We start from the raw sequence: 16085 nt of genomic DNA on the forward strand, positions 1-16085 counted from the left end.
TCGTTCTCCTATTTAAGGCTCGTCATCGCAGGGGAAAATCCCACGGTGCTCCGTGCCTGAATCGGCTTTCGATCCAGCTTTTGAAGGCAGACACCGGTGCTGCTTCATATTTGGCGGAAGGCCGGACAAAAGATATGTCTCCCGCTGAATCCAGTTCCCAATCCGGCAGTACGCGGACCAGTCGTCCTTGCGATATGTCCTGATTCATAAGCCACTCCCCCGCGCCGACAATTCCTGCTCCCGAAACAGCGGCTGCTAGCAACGTGTCGCTATCGTTAGTCGTTAAACTTCCGTCGACAGGACAGGTGTGTCGCTCCTCTCCACGAACCAGCTTCCATTCCGGGAATGATGTGAATCCGCTAAAGCGAAGGCAATTGTGATTTATCAAATCGGCCGGTCCTGCGGGGTGGCCTCGCCTTTTGACATAGGACGGTGCAGCGCCCAGAATCCGGCGATGCGTGCTTAGTTTTTTTGCTACCAGTCGGCTGTCTGCAAGCTCACCGATACGTATAGCTGCGTCGAACCCTTCGCGTATCAGATCGACAAATCGCTCATCAAACTCAGCGACCACTTTTACCGCCGGATACGTCTCCATAAACTCTGGCAGTATCGGTGCAATCCATCGACGCCCCATCGAAGCAGGGAGCGCCAGTCTCAAAATTCCTCGGACGTCGGCAGATTCGCTTGCTGCCTGCCGCTCTGCATCACTGATCATCGCCATTGCCATTTGCAGACGCGACGCCATATCTAGCCCAACCTGGGTCAATCGAACATGTCGCGTCGATCGCTCCATCAATCGGACGCCAAGTCGTGCCTCCATCGCGGCTATCCGCTTCGAAAGCACGGTCGGGTGGCGGTTCAAAAGCTTCCCGGCTGCAACGAAGCTGCCTTGCTTTGCCACCGCAAGGAAGGCAGCGATTTCGTCCGAGTGACGGTTATCGAAAATATTGTCGTATTCCATTGGTCCGTCCGAGAGGTTGAACAAGATCGCGATTGCGCTGATTTCGTGATCGACGCGTCCGACCGTCTCCCGATGACCTTTCGTTGCGTCAAATTATGGGAAAGTCGGACTCGTGCATCAAGCTAGATAAGTGCAGGTTAATTGCTGCACATGATGCAGCAATTCCGCAACGGATGGCAGGGAAGCCGAGAGACTTGCGGGGTCACATCGCAGGGGATGGCAGCTAACACTTCGAAAGCGGCCGCAGGATAACTGGCGCCTGGCGTCCCTGATTAGCCGGTCGCCCCCGCTGAGCAATGACGTCACAAAGCAGCCGCTAGCGCACAGCGAATGCTTTTGAATGGTGGCTTACGTTGAAGTCGGCGAGCACGTACAGTCGGCCACAAGTTGACATTCGCCAGTGGCCATAACGAGACGTTCGAATGGCCGGTACATCCACGAAGGAGTCGTCCGGAATTCACGTAGATCACGCACCTGATCATGCAGTTGTCAACGGTGCGGTTTCTGGTGGCGGGGCATGGCGCCTTTTCACTGGTGGAAAGGCTACCGGACAGCGCCGGGCCCCTGCGTCCGTTGCCATCGTTAATCATGGCGCGGTCCTTTCAACGTCGACGCGTTTCGCCGTTGCATTTCAACCATTCAAATGGATCGCAGGAAGGCTGCGGACACGCCCAGCTGGAGGTCGGATGAAAGGTTCCGCGAACGAGCTATCTCCCTGGTGAACTGCATGACCGTGCGGCAAGCAAGCGTCATTTCGCCGTGGGGAGACATGGCAAGTGCAATGAAGCGCGGCACGGACGGATTAACCACCATCGACGCCTGCAACCGGCATTCCTTTTCAAGATTGGTAATCGCGTAAGGTCCGAGCAACGCGTAGATTCCGCCGTCTGCCACGATGTGCCCCTGCAGACTCAAAGAGTCGGCTTCTGCCGCGAAATTGAGGGAGACCTGGTGTTCACCCGCAAGTTGTTCGAGTCGCTCGCGCCAGCTGTTGGGCCGGCAGAAAGAGACCAGTGGAATACCGTCGAGCTTTGAAAAAGCAATCGTGGACTGCTTTAACAGAGGATCGCCATCTGCACCGACCAGGTAGGTCGCCGCCTCAACCAGATACTCGTCACCGTTTTTTGGCGTCGGGCTATTTCGAAACAGGATGGCGAGGTCGACACTGCCGTTTTCCAGCCACGTTTCCAGCAACGCACCTTGACCTTCGCGCACCTGTAGCTGCACCAGGGGATAACGCTCCCGAAGGCGGTGGTAAAGCGTGCTGACAAGCGGATGCGCGGTTGAGGGCAAGATCCCGATTCTGACCACGCCGATCGGCTCTCCTGCAGTGCTGCGGATGTCGTTTGACAATTGTTCCGTACTGGCGAGCCACACCCTTATGCGCGGGGCGATACGCGCCCCCAACTCGGTCAATACCACGCCTCTTCCGGTCCGCTGAAACAAACGGCCACCGCAGTATTGCTCAAGCTCAACAATCTGGCGGCTGATATGCGGCTGACTTGTCCCATAGGCAACGGCGGCCTTGCTCAAACTGCCGAGCTCCGCGGCATCAATGAACAGCTTCCAGGCAGCGTAGTCCACTGCAAGGCCCCCAGAAAGATATGTCAGATCAGTATATCTGAAATGTCCCGTTTGTGAGTTCTCGCATGGGCCGACCCTCCCTACACTGCAACCCATGCACCGTTGTTCCGGCTTTAGCGTAACGAGCAGCGGGCTCTCCTCTGCGGAAAGAGGAGCCGAAAAGCTCAATTTGGATGGAGACGTCATGAAAGCGATCGATCTGCGCGGTTTGGTCCCGGCACCCGTTACCCCTTTCACCCGCGACAGAGCGGTAGACCACGCAGCAATTCAACGGCTGGGTTCCTGGCTCGGCAGCATCGAGGGTGTTAAAGGTCTGACGGTTCTTGGACACGCTGGCGAAGGTACGTTCCTCACGCAGAAAGAACAGGCTGAGGTCATCCAGAGCTTCGTGAAGTCCGTTGACGGCAAGATCCCCGTCATCGCCGGTATCACGCTGGAAGGCACTGAAGTGGCGGTCGAAGAAGCGAAGCGTGCCGTGGAAGCCGGCGCGTCGGCCGGTCTGGTATACCCGTCGCACGGCTGGCTGCGCTTCGGTTACCAGAAGGGCGCACCGCAAGACCGTTACCGCGCCATCTACGAAGGCAGCGGACTGCCCCTGATTCTTTTCCAGTACCCGGATGCGACCAAGGCGACCTACAACCTCGAAACGCAACTGGACATTGCTGCGCAGCCGGGCGTCTTCGCGATGAAGAACGGTGTGCGCAACATGCGTCGGTGGGACACGGAAATCCCCGTCATCCGTCGCGAGCGTCCGGAATTGCAGATCCTGACCTGCCACGACGAATATCTCCTCCATACGATGTTCGACGTTGACGGTGCGCTCGTCGGCTACGGCGGACTGGCCCCCGAGCCGCTCGTCGAGCTGATCAAAGCAGGCAAGGCGAAAGATTACCAGGCAGCTCGCGCGATCCATGATCGCCTTCTGCCCGTGACCCGCAACGTCTACCACCGCGGCTCGCACATGGAAGGCACCGTTGCACTCAAGCACGGTCTCGTTGCCCGAGGCATCCTCGAGCACGCCACGGTGCGTTCGCCATTGCTGCCGCTTGCGGAAGGCGCAGACGTTGAAATTGCAGACGCGCTTCGTTCGGCGGGCCTCGTCGACTGACGAGGGAGCTGTGCACCAATAGCCGGATGACGATAGCGAAGCGATGCACCGCTTCGCTATCAGCGTTAACAGATAACGGTGACGCGCGACACCTCGTTCCGCGCCTCGCCCCTAACAGGATCGGGAAACGACCGAAAAAGCTCCGAAGCCGCGACACAAAAGATAAAAAAATGCGATCGGTGCTTCAAAACAAGAAAAAGACCGAGGGTCCATAAAATGCAGCTTTACAGGAGACAGCATGATCACCCCTTCGACCGCCTACGGCGTGGGCATTGGTCAACCCGAGAGCGAAACACGCACCGTCAGCGAGCAGTTGCGTGCGGCAAACCTGCTGTTCCGCATAGAGAACGTACCGTTCTGCAGGTGGCACACCAAGGCACGCATCGTCATGGGCAGCGCGACCCTCTTTGACGCATTTGAGGCCCTCTCGCTTGCTTTCGTGCTTCCTGTGCTCGTCGGCCTGTGGCATCTTTCTGCCGCCCAGATTGGCGCGCTGATTGCCGCCGGCTATCTCGGCCAGGTCGTAGGAGCGTTGGTGTTCGGTTGGCTTGCTGAGCGCATTGGCCGGGTGCCGAGCGCCACCATAACGGTCAGTGCCATGTCGGCAATGAGCATCGTATGCGCCTTCACCGGCAACTTGCATATGCTGTTTTTGATGCGCTTCCTGCAAGGTATCGGAGTGGGCGGAGAAGTGCCCGTGGCGGCCACGTACATTAACGAACTGTCTCAAGCCCATGGCCGGGGACGTTTCTTCATCCTGTACGAACTCATTTTCCCGCTGGGTCTTCTTGCGGCCGCGCAACTCGGTGCCTTCATCGTCCCCCGCTTCGGCTGGGAGTATATGTCCCTCATCGGCGGGATTCCGGGCATCGCGGTAGCGATCCTGATCGCCCGCCTTCCGGAATCGCCGCGCTGGCTCATTGCAAGGGGTCGTTTCGATAAAGCGGAACGAATCATCGAGCGTCTGGAGGCAAGCTCGACGAAACGCAACCTCGATACGCAAACGCAGAGGGCCGAAGTTGACGAGCGCGTTGTGAGCCTTCTGAACGGCCTCCAGTCGAAGAAAAATGGAACCTGGAAAGAACTCTTCTCCCCGTTCTACAGAGGACGCACCGTTGTCGTGTGGTTGCTCTGGGCGAGCTCTTATTTTGTGGCCAATGGCATTAACAACTGGCTGCCCAGCCTCTACCGGACGGTCTACCATCTGCCTCTGCAAGAGTCGCTTCACATGGCGTCCATCTCCAATGTCCTTAGCACGTGCGGGGTGCTTGCCTGCGCGTTGCTGATTGACCGGGTAGGCCGCCGCCGCTGGGCCATGGCATGCTTCATCATCAGCGCAATACTGCTCGCCGCTCTGGGCATTCACGGAGCTGGCAGCGCCTGGTCAGTGATGTTCCTGGGATCGTCGGCCTACGCTGTGATCGCAACCACAACCGTACTTCTGTACCTTTACACCCCTGAAATCTATCCGACCCGGATGCGCGCCATCGGTACTGGTCTCGCGACTTCCTGGTTGCGAGCAGCGTCTGCTGCTGCACCAGCGATCGTCGGCGTCGTATTGACAGGGAAAGGCATCGCTGCGGTATTCATCATGTTTGCCGTGGTCAGCGCAGTGGGGTTCTTCGTCGCCGCGCGAATGGTGGAGACGACCAATCGCGCTCTCGAAGAGATTTCCCCGTAGCCACTCGCGTCCCTTACGGCTCCTTCTCCTGATATGGCTCAAGGGAAGGAGTTACCTGGCTCGTAACACCGTTAGCTTCGGCGACATGCTTGCGACACGCGCCAGCACTCAAGGATGATCCATCAGTAGTACTTAGTGATGACACACGAAAAGATTCCTCACAAAAAATATGAATGGAGACAACCGAAATGAAAAAGGCACAACGGGTAATGGCCCGCTCTCCCGCACGGAGAGTCGTTGGTACGCTTGGAGTGACGGCGCTTTTCTGCTCAGGTCTGGCATTGACTTCTGCCGGCGCACACGCAGATAGCGGTTCGCAGGTCCAACTTTATGGGCTCATCGGCACCTATGTCGGGAGTCTCAAACGTAGCGACACGCCGCAATCTACGGTACTGATGGGGAGCGGCGGACTCACCACTTCCTTCTGGGGAATCGGCGGCAAGGAAGACCTCGGCGGCGGCGTCAGCGCCATCTTCGCCCTTGAGAGCTTCTTCCAGCCTCAAAATGGCGCGCAGGGTCGCAGTGCGACGGAACCATTCTGGTCACGCAATGCGTACGTCGGATTTAAAGGCGACTTCGGCCAGTTGACCTTGGGGCGGCAAAGAAATCCGACCTATACGGCAGAATCCCTCGTCAATCCATTCGGATCATCTGTCGTGTTTTCTCCGCTCGTTGTCCAGACATTCGTGACCAGTTATGGAGGTACGATCATCGGAGATACGGTGTGGAATTACACCGCCAGGTACACGACCCCGGACTTCAAGGGTTTCGGCGCAACGGTAATCTACGGCCTTGGTGGCGTTGCGGGTTCGCCTGGCATCGGTAACCTCGGCGTTCACCTGAATTATCAAGGTCACGGTCTCACGGCAGTGCTGTCCGGCCAGCGCGTGCGGTACACCGCAGCAGGGCCGGTGGGAGCGCAGTATGCCTATCTCGCGGGCGCAGCGTACGATTTCAAGGTCGTGACGCTCTACGGGGCGTGGGCGATGACAAGTAAACATAGAACCGCGGCATCGGCTGAAACCCGCGTCAGGCCGCGACAACGTTGATGAGGGTTCCATCTTTACGTCAACCCCGAGTGACTTAAACTTGCAACTTTCGAAGAAATTGAACTAAAGTTGATCGATTATGAATGTTCCAACTTTACGTCATTCATGAATTCTCCGGTTCCTTTACCCGTTCGGCGTCTTCCCAGACAAACCCTTCATCACGCCTGGGCACCCAAACTGCAACGTCCGATTCTCTTTTCCTCGGCGATGCAGCTTCGCCTATGGATCATGCTCGAGGCAAATCCCGGGGTGACGAGCTACTGTGAACGGCCTGCGCTGTCCGTCGAAGGGGTGACGGAGCCATTGGCTGACTTTTGGGTCATGCGTGATGGAAGGGAGCAGTGGCTGAGCATTGACGATAGTGCCGACGTGCATGAACCGCAACCCGAGGCGCAGACCAGCCGGTCGGCGCCAGATGTCGAGATCATTTCAAGAAAGGAAATCGAATGTCATCGCATCTGGATCCAGAACTGGATGCTATTACTTCCCTATCTGGCAACAGGCGCACATCTGATCGAGCCAACCTTGCTCGCGAATGTCGTCGAATTCTTCGATCACTCCGCGACCATCGATGAAGCTGAGCAGCATTTTCCCCGCATCGACCCCGTGCTCGTCCGAACGGCGGTGATCGCCGGACTGCATAGCGGTCAGCTCATCAGTCCAGGTCTGGTCACGCTTGCGTTCAGCCGGCACACACGGGTGAACCGATATCATCGCGGGGAAACACATGAAGCTCAGTGACATTCCCGAACAACTGGCAGATTGCAGCGCATGGCCCGGGGTCGATCCGTCGGCAATCGATCCTGCTCGCCTGCTGGTCTACCAGAAGCGCGAAGGCGCCATCCAGGCTTACCTGCGCGGCACGCCGCCTGTCGATCTGAAGCGACAGTTCGACATCAACCGGAGTACCCTGACGCGCCTTCTGGAGCGCTGTCTTGCTCCCCATCCCGATGGCAGGATCCAGGGCTTTCGCGGACTTATTCCGCACGTCCGAACGAAAAGCTACCGCCGTATTGTCCCGGCGGTTCGACGCTCACAGCGCGGAGGGTTGACAGGCGCGCTGGGGCAGTTGTTCGAACAGTTGCCGCAACTGGCCCAGATGCTGGAACGGGAAGTTGGGGCTGGTACGCTGGGAATCGCAAAAAACGGCCGGCTCTATGGACTCCGAAATGTGCAGTCAAAGCTGATCGCGGCCTGCCGGGAAGCGGGTCTTGGCACGCAGGCCTGGCCGCTCAGCCAGGACGAGATGGGATACCGGTCATTGGCGCGCTGGGTGAGGCGCCGGCTCGAGGCGCGGGTTCCAGTACGCCGCACGGACAGTCGCGAGCGCGCCTGGGAAACCACCATCCGTCCGTTTTCCGTGGTCGAACTGGATGGCCACAAGCTGGACCTGCGGCTGAGGATTCGTTTTACTGAGCCCTCCGGCGTCAGCGTCGATCTTGAAACGGAGCGCCTGTTCGTGGTCACGCTGATCGATGTCTGCACCCGCGTCGTGCTGGGCTGGCAGGTTGTGCCCGCGCCCGAATACAACCACCACGATGTACTGGCCGCGATGCAGGACGCACTTCGGCCACGCCGCAAACGTGACCAGCTACTCATTGCCGGGCTGACATATCGACCGGGGGCCGGTTTCGCGTCGGATGTCTGCCCGGAAGTCGCTTACGCATGCTGGGATGTCCTGAAGGTCGATAACGCCGCGGCACATCTGAGCGAGGAAACCTTCGTGCCGGCCTGCCAGTTCATCGGTTGCCGGCTGGAAGCGGGCCCCGTTGCGCAGCCGACGACACGGCCTTTCATCGAACGATTCTTCCTGACGCTGACGGACCGCATGTCCAGGCAGGTTGTTGGCACCACCGGCCGCAACCCGGAAGATCCGGCAGGTCAGCGAGGCAGACGCGTACCCGTGGAACAACTGATCACCTTGCCTGAGCTCGAAGAGTTGCTGGACGTGACCATCGCGAACTATCACGCATCGCCACACGACGGCCTGAACGGGCGCACGCCGCTGGAGGCGCTACAACTGGCCATCGCCCATCAGCAGACTGCCGTGCGCACGTTGCCCCAGTTGCTGCGCGCCCGGCTGCACCAGTTGCAATCGGTTCATTTGTGCACGGTACGAGGTAGTGTGGCGCGAGGCGTCGCGCCCTACATCAGCTTTTACGGTGCAAGGTACAGCAACGAGGTGCTGCAGCGCACGCCTGGGCTCAACGGTGAAAGAATTCGCGTCTATCCGAATCCTGCCGACATGCGCGAGGCATGGGCCTATCTGCCCAACGGAGCCGAGCTCGGCCGCCTCGCTGTCCATGAGGGCTGGCGCTACAGCCGGCACACGTTGCGGCTGCGCAAGCACATCCTGCGACAGCGGCGACTGGGCAAGCTCAAGTTTGCCGGTGAGCAGAATCCCGTGCAGGTGTTGTCCGAAGCCCAGCGGCGCCTCAGGAAGCGCAGCCGCAAACAGGCCACGGCCATCATGCAGCTTTCGCAGCAGACCTCTGGTGACGGGCCGGACACTGTGTCGGCGGTTGCGTCCCAGACGCCCACCCCACCCACGCGTCGTCGCCAGGCGAATGCCGTGGTGGTGCCCGTTGATCTGGGGGATCTGAAGGTACAAAACCGCTGACAGGGAGAACCTGCATGTCCGACGACATTCACCGACCGGTTGCCTACGACGAACATCCTCTTTGCCGACGCAAGTACCGGGTTCCCACGCCCTCCATCGCAGCCTTTCGCAAGCTCATCGATGAATGTCTGTTTCTCTATATCACCGGGGCTCTGATTCATGGTCGCCCCCGTATCGGGAAGACTTACGCCATCGAATTCCTGCGCCAGGATCTTGAACGGCGATATCCAAAGATTTCCGTGTATGTGTTGCGTTGCCCGCGCTCACAAACGGCCTCGGAAAACAACTTCTTTTCGGCGCTGCTGCATACCGTCAAGCATCCCGCGCAAAGCGGCGCGTCCAAGGCGGCGCTGCGCGGTCGCCTGCTGCACAAGCTGCGGCAGGTGGCCGAAAACAAGGGCGACGATCGTGTCATCCTGTTCGCCGACGAAGCGCAAAACCTGCGTGAAATCGAGTACGAATGGCTGCGTGACCTGCACGACGAGATGGAGAGCAACGCGCTGCGCCTGTTCACCTTTCTGGTCGGACAACCGCAATTGCTCGCACAGAAATCGGTCTTCCAGGCGCAGGACAAGGAACAGATTGTCGCGCGATTCATGGTCGAGGAGCTCGCGTTTCGGGGCATTGTCAGCGCGGCCGAATGCGCGGCCGTTCTCGCGACCTATGACAACGGCGAATGTCCCGCGACTCGGGCTGGAGCTACGTGCGATTCTTCGTGCCAAAGGCGTATGCGGCGGGGCTGCGTCTCGCAGAATCCGCGGCCCGGTTGTGGGATGCATTCGAAGACGCACACATCAAGGCGAATCTGGATGGGCCGGTGGAGATCGGCATGAAATACTTCACTGCCGCGGTCGAAGCCGCACTGCTGTCCGGTTCAGCCCGAGACAGTGAAACCCTGAAGTTCGACGCCCTCTTCTGGAACGAGATGGTCGAACGAAGTCGTTATGTGCTGGGGCAGAAAGCAGGTCGACCCATGTTGTCCGCCATCACGCCGCGCTAGGGATCGCGCCCCGTCATGAATATTACCGCTGCCATACCGCCTGACTGGAGCGATCACTCCTGGCAGCCGCTGGTGTTGCCAACGCGCATCGTCCCGGCACGCTACACAACCCGTCCCGAATGGAGCAGCGACGGCGAATCCATGTGGATGCGACTGTCGAAATTCTCGCTGCTCAACCGGCTGTCGCTGCACGCGCTGGCAAGCCTCGTTGCCGTACGCGCCGATGAAACCTGTTGTGCAGGCGTGGACCTTCGGCGCGCTGACCGTTTCGTGTCCTCCCGACTCTGCAGCCTGCTTGAGATTGCGGAGGCAGCAGCGCTCGACGGATTCTGTCTGCCCTCTGGCCATCCCGCTCTGGCATGGGCGGCCACCGAATTGCGTTACTGTCCCAGGTGCCTTGAACGGGGGTTTCACGCGGCGTGGTTTCAGTGGCGATTTATCGAACGATGCCCAGTACATGGATCCCGCTTGCGCGGTGGTTGCCACAAATGCGCTGCGGCTATACCGTATACGCTCAACAGCAATCTGGCAAAGCATCCGTTGGCGTGCGCCTACTGCGGCACGCCATGGGTGCCAGGACTCAATCGTCCCGCCGGCCGCTGCGTACCCGCCAATGGCCGGCTGGCCCGAATCTTCAAACGCTGGCAGATCCATGTCGCCGATGCGATGATGGCGGTCGCCGCCATGCCGTTTCCGCCGCGCGCCCCGGTCACGGGAAGATTCGCGCCTCAATCTGCCGCAGACATCGAAATCCGGATGCTATGCCGGGCCCGCTGCATCCAGTTGTTGAACCGGCTTTACGAAGTACCGCCACCTTCACTTGCGGAGCTCACTGACCGGTGCAGCGTTAAGCTCGCCATGGTGCATCAAGGCCGAATTGTTCCGTCACCAGACGAAGATTGGGAAACTGGCGTCATTGCCTGGGCTCGTGACGACTGGCCGCATTTCGACGACGATTTTCTGGAATACGAACAGGTTCTGAAGCATGTCGGGTGCGACCTCTTTGGTGATATCCGTCGAATTGCTCCGATGTATCTGTTCGTGCCAAATCGCTGCGATGCGATTGTCGCCCACACCCAGGACTTGAGTGCCGATCAGGCCACTGCTCTCGGCTGGTCAATCAGCTGGTACGGTTTCTCGCGCACATGCGCGGCAGAACACGAGCCTTGCATGCCAGCCGTGGGCCTGACCGGATGGCTTGCCCACGCACCACACCGTCCCGCTGAGTTTCCTCCGGATCGCTGGCGGGAGCAGATGTTCGCGTGGCTGGCGCAAGATCTGGCGAGGTCAGCCTGCGCATGGGCGCGCATTATGCGGTTCATGCGTGCCAGAGAAAAATATCTGTTTCACGCGCTACTCGTGCGGCCCGCTGAACTGGCACGCCTGCACCCGCCTTTTCAAGGCGGCACACAGTCTTTTGCGCTCGAGAAAAATTTTAAAAATTCGAAGCAGTGAGATAATTGATATTATCGCGTCATTCATTTCGTACATGAAAAATTGGCACCATGGAAACGCGTCAGACCCAGGAGCCCGCCGGGCAGGGTTTCCCCGATGCCGACTCGCTTGCCGCCCTGCGCGGCTGGTATGCGGGCCTGTCCTCGCGCGCAGCCGTGGCCCGCTACCTGGGCGGGCGCAGGGCGGCAGGCGTTTCCTCGCGGGGTCTCATCGGAGACATCCGCAGGCAACTGATCGCCTTTGCGCATAGCCGGCATCGGCCCGATCTGGCGGCAGTCTTCGAACATACACCCACGCAACGGCACGCACGGGCGGGCACGGTCGAGCGCACGATCAGGACGCTTGGATCGTTGCCCGTACCACAACCGCAGGTGACCGACGACGTCGCGCTGTGGTTCGCGCCGCGCACAGTGCGGGCGCTGCATGCGCACGGCATTCGTACGCTCACGGATCTGACGGTACGCATTCCGCGCCGGCGCCAGTGGTGGACCCGGATCAAGGGGCTCGGGGCGACCGGCGCGCACGCCATCGAAGCGTTCTTCGCCGCGCACCCTGCCTTGACCGAGCGTGCCCGTGCCTTGATCACGCTCACGCAGCCGGCCGGTATCGTGCCGTGGGAGCAGCTACGGCTGCCGCATGAAGTCGACGGTTCGCAGGGTACGTTGCGCGCCCCGCGCGAGACCTGCACGCTCAATGCCACGAACGACTACGAGGCCGTGCAGGCGTGGCTCGCGCTGCACGAAACAGTCACGACGCAGCGCGCCTACCGCAAGGAAGCCGAGCGGCTGATCCTCTGGGCCATCGTCGAGCGAGGCCGCGCGTTCTCGTCGCTGACGACCGACGACGCGATTGCATACCGGACGTTTGTACGCCGTCCCTCGCGCCGTGAACGCTGGGTCGGTCCCCCGCGACCGCGTGATTCTGTCGAATGGCGCCCCTTCACGGGCGGCCTGTCGGCGCGCTCGACTGCCTACGCATTGACGGTCCTCTCGGCGCTGTATCGATGGCTCATCGAGCAGCGCTACGTGCTGGCCAACCCCTTTGCCGGCGTCAAGGTTCGCGGCGCGGCGCTGCGCCCCGAACTCGACACGACGCGAGGCTTCACCGAGGGCGAGTGGCTGCTGCTGCGGGCCTTTGCGGACGGTCTCGAGTGGTCGTACGGCTGGTCCGGACCGGCCGCACAGCGGCTGCGCTTCCTGCTCGACTTCGGCTACGCGACGGGCCTGCGCGCGAGCGAACTCGTGGGCGCCGTGCTGCGCGACATCCGTGCTGATGGGCACGGCGAGTCGTGGCTTCACCTCATTGGCAAAGGCAGCAAACCCGGCAGGGTGGCGTTACCGCCGCTGGCAACCGATGCGCTTGATCAATATCTGCTTGAACGACGGCTGCCGGTCTCACGGGAGCGCTGGAGCCCGGCGACGCCAATCCTCGCCAGCCTCGGCGAGAATGAGGGCGCGGGTATTACGGGCGCGCACCTGTGGCGCGTCATGCGCCGGTTCTTCGTGGAGGCCGCTGGCGTGCTGGAGGGTGATCATCCGCTGCTGGCGGAAAAACTGTGCCGCGCGAGCCCGCACTGGATGCGGCACTATCTTCCCTGCCGGACTATGTCGGGCGATATGGATGAGAGTTCATATTGGCCCAACGGTTGCGCGCCTCAGAACAGAAGCACCGCTCCGGTCACCCGACATAGTTTCGTGACCCTACAGGCTGTTCAGGAAGGCGAGCAGCTGGTCTGGAGGGCGGAAGCGTCCCGCCTTGCCGCGTAAAGGCGACATCTTCGCAAGGGCCTGCTCCTTCATTGCAAGCGTCGCCTCGAGATAGATCTGCGTCGTTTCTACCGATTCGTGTCCGAGCCACAACGCAATCACTGAACGGGGGACGCCCGATTGAAGAAGGTCCATAGCTACCGTATGCCTCAAGCAGTGGACAGTGATCCGCTTCTTGTTCAAGGAGGGACACATTCTTGACGCCGCTTCGCGATGTTTGTTTAGCAAATACTGAACGCCGTGGACACTGAGACGCCCTCCGCTAGCGCTCGGAAACAGCACATCACCATCACCGCGCTGCGGCTCACGCAACCAGGATTCCAGTACGGCACGCGTAGACCTTGTGACCGGCGTGCAGCGCTCCTTGCGTCCCTTGCCGATCACGCGCACGTGAGCGCCGGCACCGAGAACGAGGTCCTCCCGTTTGAGACCAGTCATCTCGGATAAACGCAGGCCGGTCTGCGCAGCCACTAGCAGGAAGGCGTGATCACGTCGACCGGACCAGGTACGTTGATCAGGTGCGGCAAGCAGTGCGTCAACCTCCGGACGGGTCAGGAAGTTGACAAGCGTGCGGGTGAAGCGCTTGCTGGGAATGGCAAGCACGCGCTGGATCTGCGCGGAATGCTCCGGGGCTTCGAGTGCCGCGAACCGGAAGAACGAATGAATTGCAGTGAGACGAAGATTGCGGCTGCGAACGCTTACGCCATGATGCTTCTCCAGGTCGTCCAGAAATGCGACGACCAAAGGAGCGTCAATCTCCTTGAGGTCCATACTTGACGGCGGCTTATGCAGGTGTTGCTGGGCGAACCTCAGAAACTGACGAAAGGTGTCGCGATACGAGATGATCGTGTGAGGACTGGCCTGCCGCTGCTGCATCAGGCGCTGCATAAAGAAACGCTCCAGAAGCGGAGCAAAGCTGGCTGATGTGTTCATGAGCGGTTCTCCCACTGCCCCTCGAGTCGGCGCATCGACTCGCGCATGAGTTCCGGCGATGCGCTGAGGTACCACTGCGTATCGGCCACATGGACATGACCGAGGTAGGCTGAGAGGATGGGCAGACGGCGCTCGGGGTCCTGTCCAGAGCGGTACCAATGTAAAAGTGTTCTCGTCGCAAAGACGTGCCTCATGTCGTGCAGGCGTGGCCCGTGGCTTTCGGATTCGCCGCGCAGTCCAATCTGACGGGAGAGTCGATAAAAGGTGCGATGAATCTCGCTGCTGGCCAGCCGGTTCCCCCTGTTGGAAGCGAACACATAGGGTGACACGGTTCGCCCTGTCCAATGACATCCCCGTCGTGCAATGTAGGCGGCCAGTACCTTGCAGGTCGAGGCATGTAAAGGCACAAGTCTCGACTTGCCGAACTTGGTGCCGCGGATCGTCAACACTCCTGTCGTCAGATCGACGTCTTCAAGCTCAAGGTTTCTGACTTCGCCCAGACGCATTCCCGTCACGCTGAGGAGTCCAAACAGGCAGTGATAAGTCCATGGCTGCAGTTTATCGCGTTGAAACCTACATGGCATTTGCAGTGCTGCGCCCAACAGCGCCCGAATCTCGCCGTCCGAATAGAGATATGGTCGTGCGTGCCTCGGACGAAATGGAAGCAGGCCCTGTGCTGGGATCTGAGTGCGTGGATCGGTCGCTCTGCGATAACGCGCGAACATACGAACGAAGCTTAGCCTCTGTGCCCAGCTTGCAGGTTGGTAATGTGATGGTTGCTGGGCCCACTCGAGAGCGAGCGATTGCGTGATATAAGAGGCGTGGCGTTTCTCCATGAACGAGACAAAGTCGCGCAATCCCTTGTCTGCCTCATACAGCTTGAATCCCAGGGCACGTCTCACGACAACGTACTCCTGAATGGCTTGCCGAAGCGTGTTCATCGCTGACCTCCCGGCCATGGAACGGCCAGCGCACGCAGCGCCTTAATATCGACCTTCGTGTAGATCCTCGTGGTCTGCGCATGCCGGTGTCCAAGGAGTTCGCCGATCTCGCCAAGCGACGCACCATGGCACAGCATCTCAGTGGCCAATCCATGGCGAAACTGGTGTGCTCCCATAGTCGGTGCAACGATGCCGGCACGCTGGAGCGAATGACTCACAACGGAGCCGACCGCGCACGCGCTGCGAAATCCGGTGAATGGAGCTCTTGAGCGCAAGAATACCCGCCGACATGGGCCAGGCGGTCGGTCGTGGCTCAGATATGCAGCGATTGCCCTGCCGACGTCGGCGGGTAAGGGCAACTCGTTGCGCAACCCATTGTTGTTGCGAACGGTCAGGCGTCCCTCGGCCCAGTCGATGTCACTGAGTTCAAGGAAAGCTACTTCTCCCGATCGCAATCCAAGTCTGGCAAGCAGGAGCACAATGGCATAGTCGCGACGGCCAACGGCGCTTCGTCGATCGATGCTTGCAAGCAATCGTCGGGTTTGATCCGGCGCAATCGCGCGAGGAATCGCAGGCATCGACCAGTTTGCGACAACGGGCACGGCTGCGGCGAGATCGAGCGCCACGTCGCCCCGATAGCTCGCATAGCGTAGAAAGGATCGCAGCGCAGCGGTCAAGACCTTCGCACGCTTCGGGTGTAAACGTGGCGCCTGACGTCGCACGAATCTCACGATATCGCTCGCGCGCAAGCGGGAAAGCTTGACCCGATGATTGCCGAAGCAGTCCTCGAGGAAACCGCGGACAAAGGGCACGTAGTTGCGAATCGTCGCCTCGGTCAGGGCGCGTGCTTCGCGTAAGTACGCTACGTAGGTATTGATACAGCGCTCAATAGGCGACGGCTGGGAAACCGGTGCCTTCTCAGCGGGAATTGCTTGCCTACTGCGTAGGAACTCCATGAGGTGTCCAAGCGCGGCGCGATCTCCGCGG

Annotated in this window: 13 protein-coding genes and 1 pseudogene; 9 read left to right on the top strand and 5 right to left on the bottom strand. The window is 60.0% G+C overall.

Annotated elements, in window-relative coordinates; genetic code table 11:
• Positions 1–22: 22 nt before the first annotated feature.
• Together B0G77_RS28485 and B0G77_RS28490 are read right to left on the bottom strand one after the other, a co-directional pair.
• Positions 23–961, bottom strand: a complete 939-nt coding sequence (locus tag B0G77_RS28485; protein ID WP_133665270.1) for a LysR family transcriptional regulator — start codon at positions 959–961, stop codon at positions 23–25.
• Between the two features lie 639 nt (positions 962–1600).
• Positions 1601–2545, bottom strand: coding sequence for a LysR family transcriptional regulator (locus B0G77_RS28490; protein ID WP_133665271.1), 945 nt, complete (start codon positions 2543–2545; stop codon positions 1601–1603).
• Between the two features lie 184 nt (positions 2546–2729).
• Between B0G77_RS28490 and B0G77_RS28495 the strand changes: the two genes are divergently transcribed.
• From B0G77_RS28495 to B0G77_RS28530, 9 genes and pseudogenes are all read left to right on the top strand, one after another.
• Positions 2730–3653 (top strand): dihydrodipicolinate synthase family protein, encoded by a 924-nt coding sequence (locus B0G77_RS28495; RefSeq protein WP_133665272.1) that lies wholly within the window; start codon positions 2730–2732, stop codon positions 3651–3653.
• 238 nt (positions 3654–3891) lie between these two features.
• The gene (locus B0G77_RS28500; RefSeq protein ID WP_133665273.1) at positions 3892–5334 is read left to right on the top strand and encodes an MFS transporter; all 1443 of its coding nucleotides are present in this window, start codon (positions 3892–3894) and stop codon (positions 5332–5334) included.
• Between the two features lie 188 nt (positions 5335–5522).
• Complete coding sequence (locus B0G77_RS28505) at positions 5523–6383, top strand: porin (RefSeq protein ID WP_243751247.1); 861 nt, start codon at positions 5523–5525, stop codon at positions 6381–6383.
• Positions 6384–6452: 69 nt separating this feature from the next.
• Positions 6453–7124 (top strand): hypothetical protein, encoded by a 672-nt coding sequence (locus B0G77_RS28510; protein WP_133665274.1) that lies wholly within the window; start codon positions 6453–6455, stop codon positions 7122–7124.
• On the top strand, positions 7111–9003 hold the full coding sequence (locus tag B0G77_RS28515; protein WP_133665275.1) for a DDE-type integrase/transposase/recombinase: 1893 nt from the start codon (positions 7111–7113) through the stop codon (positions 9001–9003). The genes B0G77_RS28510 and B0G77_RS28515 overlap by 14 nt, the downstream gene beginning before the upstream one ends.
• 14 nt (positions 9004–9017) lie before the next feature.
• A complete protein-coding gene (locus B0G77_RS28520) occupies positions 9018–9836 on the top strand; it encodes an ATP-binding protein (protein ID WP_133665276.1) in 819 nt (272 codons plus the stop codon).
• Positions 9833–10003, top strand: a complete 171-nt coding sequence (locus B0G77_RS43505; RefSeq protein ID WP_166656292.1) for a hypothetical protein — start codon at positions 9833–9835, stop codon at positions 10001–10003. The genes B0G77_RS28520 and B0G77_RS43505 overlap by 4 nt, the downstream gene beginning before the upstream one ends.
• Before the next feature lie 570 nt (positions 10004–10573).
• The gene (locus B0G77_RS28525; RefSeq protein ID WP_133665277.1) at positions 10574–11458 is read left to right on the top strand and encodes a hypothetical protein; all 885 of its coding nucleotides are present in this window, start codon (positions 10574–10576) and stop codon (positions 11456–11458) included.
• Positions 11459–11508: 50 nt separating this feature from the next.
• Positions 11509–13044: pseudogene (locus B0G77_RS28530) on the top strand (phage integrase family protein); the annotation flags it as partial.
• A gap of 114 nt (positions 13045–13158) precedes the next feature.
• On the opposite strand, the gene B0G77_RS28535 reads toward B0G77_RS28530, so the two are convergent.
• Genes B0G77_RS28535 through B0G77_RS28545 form a run of 3 tightly spaced genes read right to left on the bottom strand, consistent with a single transcriptional unit; the run spans position 13159 to position 16054 of the window.
• Complete coding sequence (locus B0G77_RS28535) at positions 13159–14157, bottom strand: site-specific integrase (RefSeq protein WP_133665279.1); 999 nt, start codon at positions 14155–14157, stop codon at positions 13159–13161.
• A complete protein-coding gene (locus tag B0G77_RS28540) occupies positions 14154–15098 on the bottom strand; it encodes a tyrosine-type recombinase/integrase (protein ID WP_133665280.1) in 945 nt (314 codons plus the stop codon). The genes B0G77_RS28535 and B0G77_RS28540 overlap by 4 nt, the downstream gene beginning before the upstream one ends.
• Positions 15095–16054 carry a site-specific integrase gene (locus B0G77_RS28545; protein WP_208116516.1) on the bottom strand — a complete coding sequence of 320 codons (960 nt, stop codon included), beginning with the start codon at positions 16052–16054 and terminating at the stop codon, positions 15095–15097. The genes B0G77_RS28540 and B0G77_RS28545 overlap by 4 nt, the downstream gene beginning before the upstream one ends.
• Positions 16055–16085: the final 31 nt, after the last annotated feature.

Origin of the sequence: Paraburkholderia sp. BL10I2N1, assembly GCF_004361815.1 — a bacterium.
Lineage (GTDB): Bacteria > Pseudomonadota > Gammaproteobacteria > Burkholderiales > Burkholderiaceae > Paraburkholderia.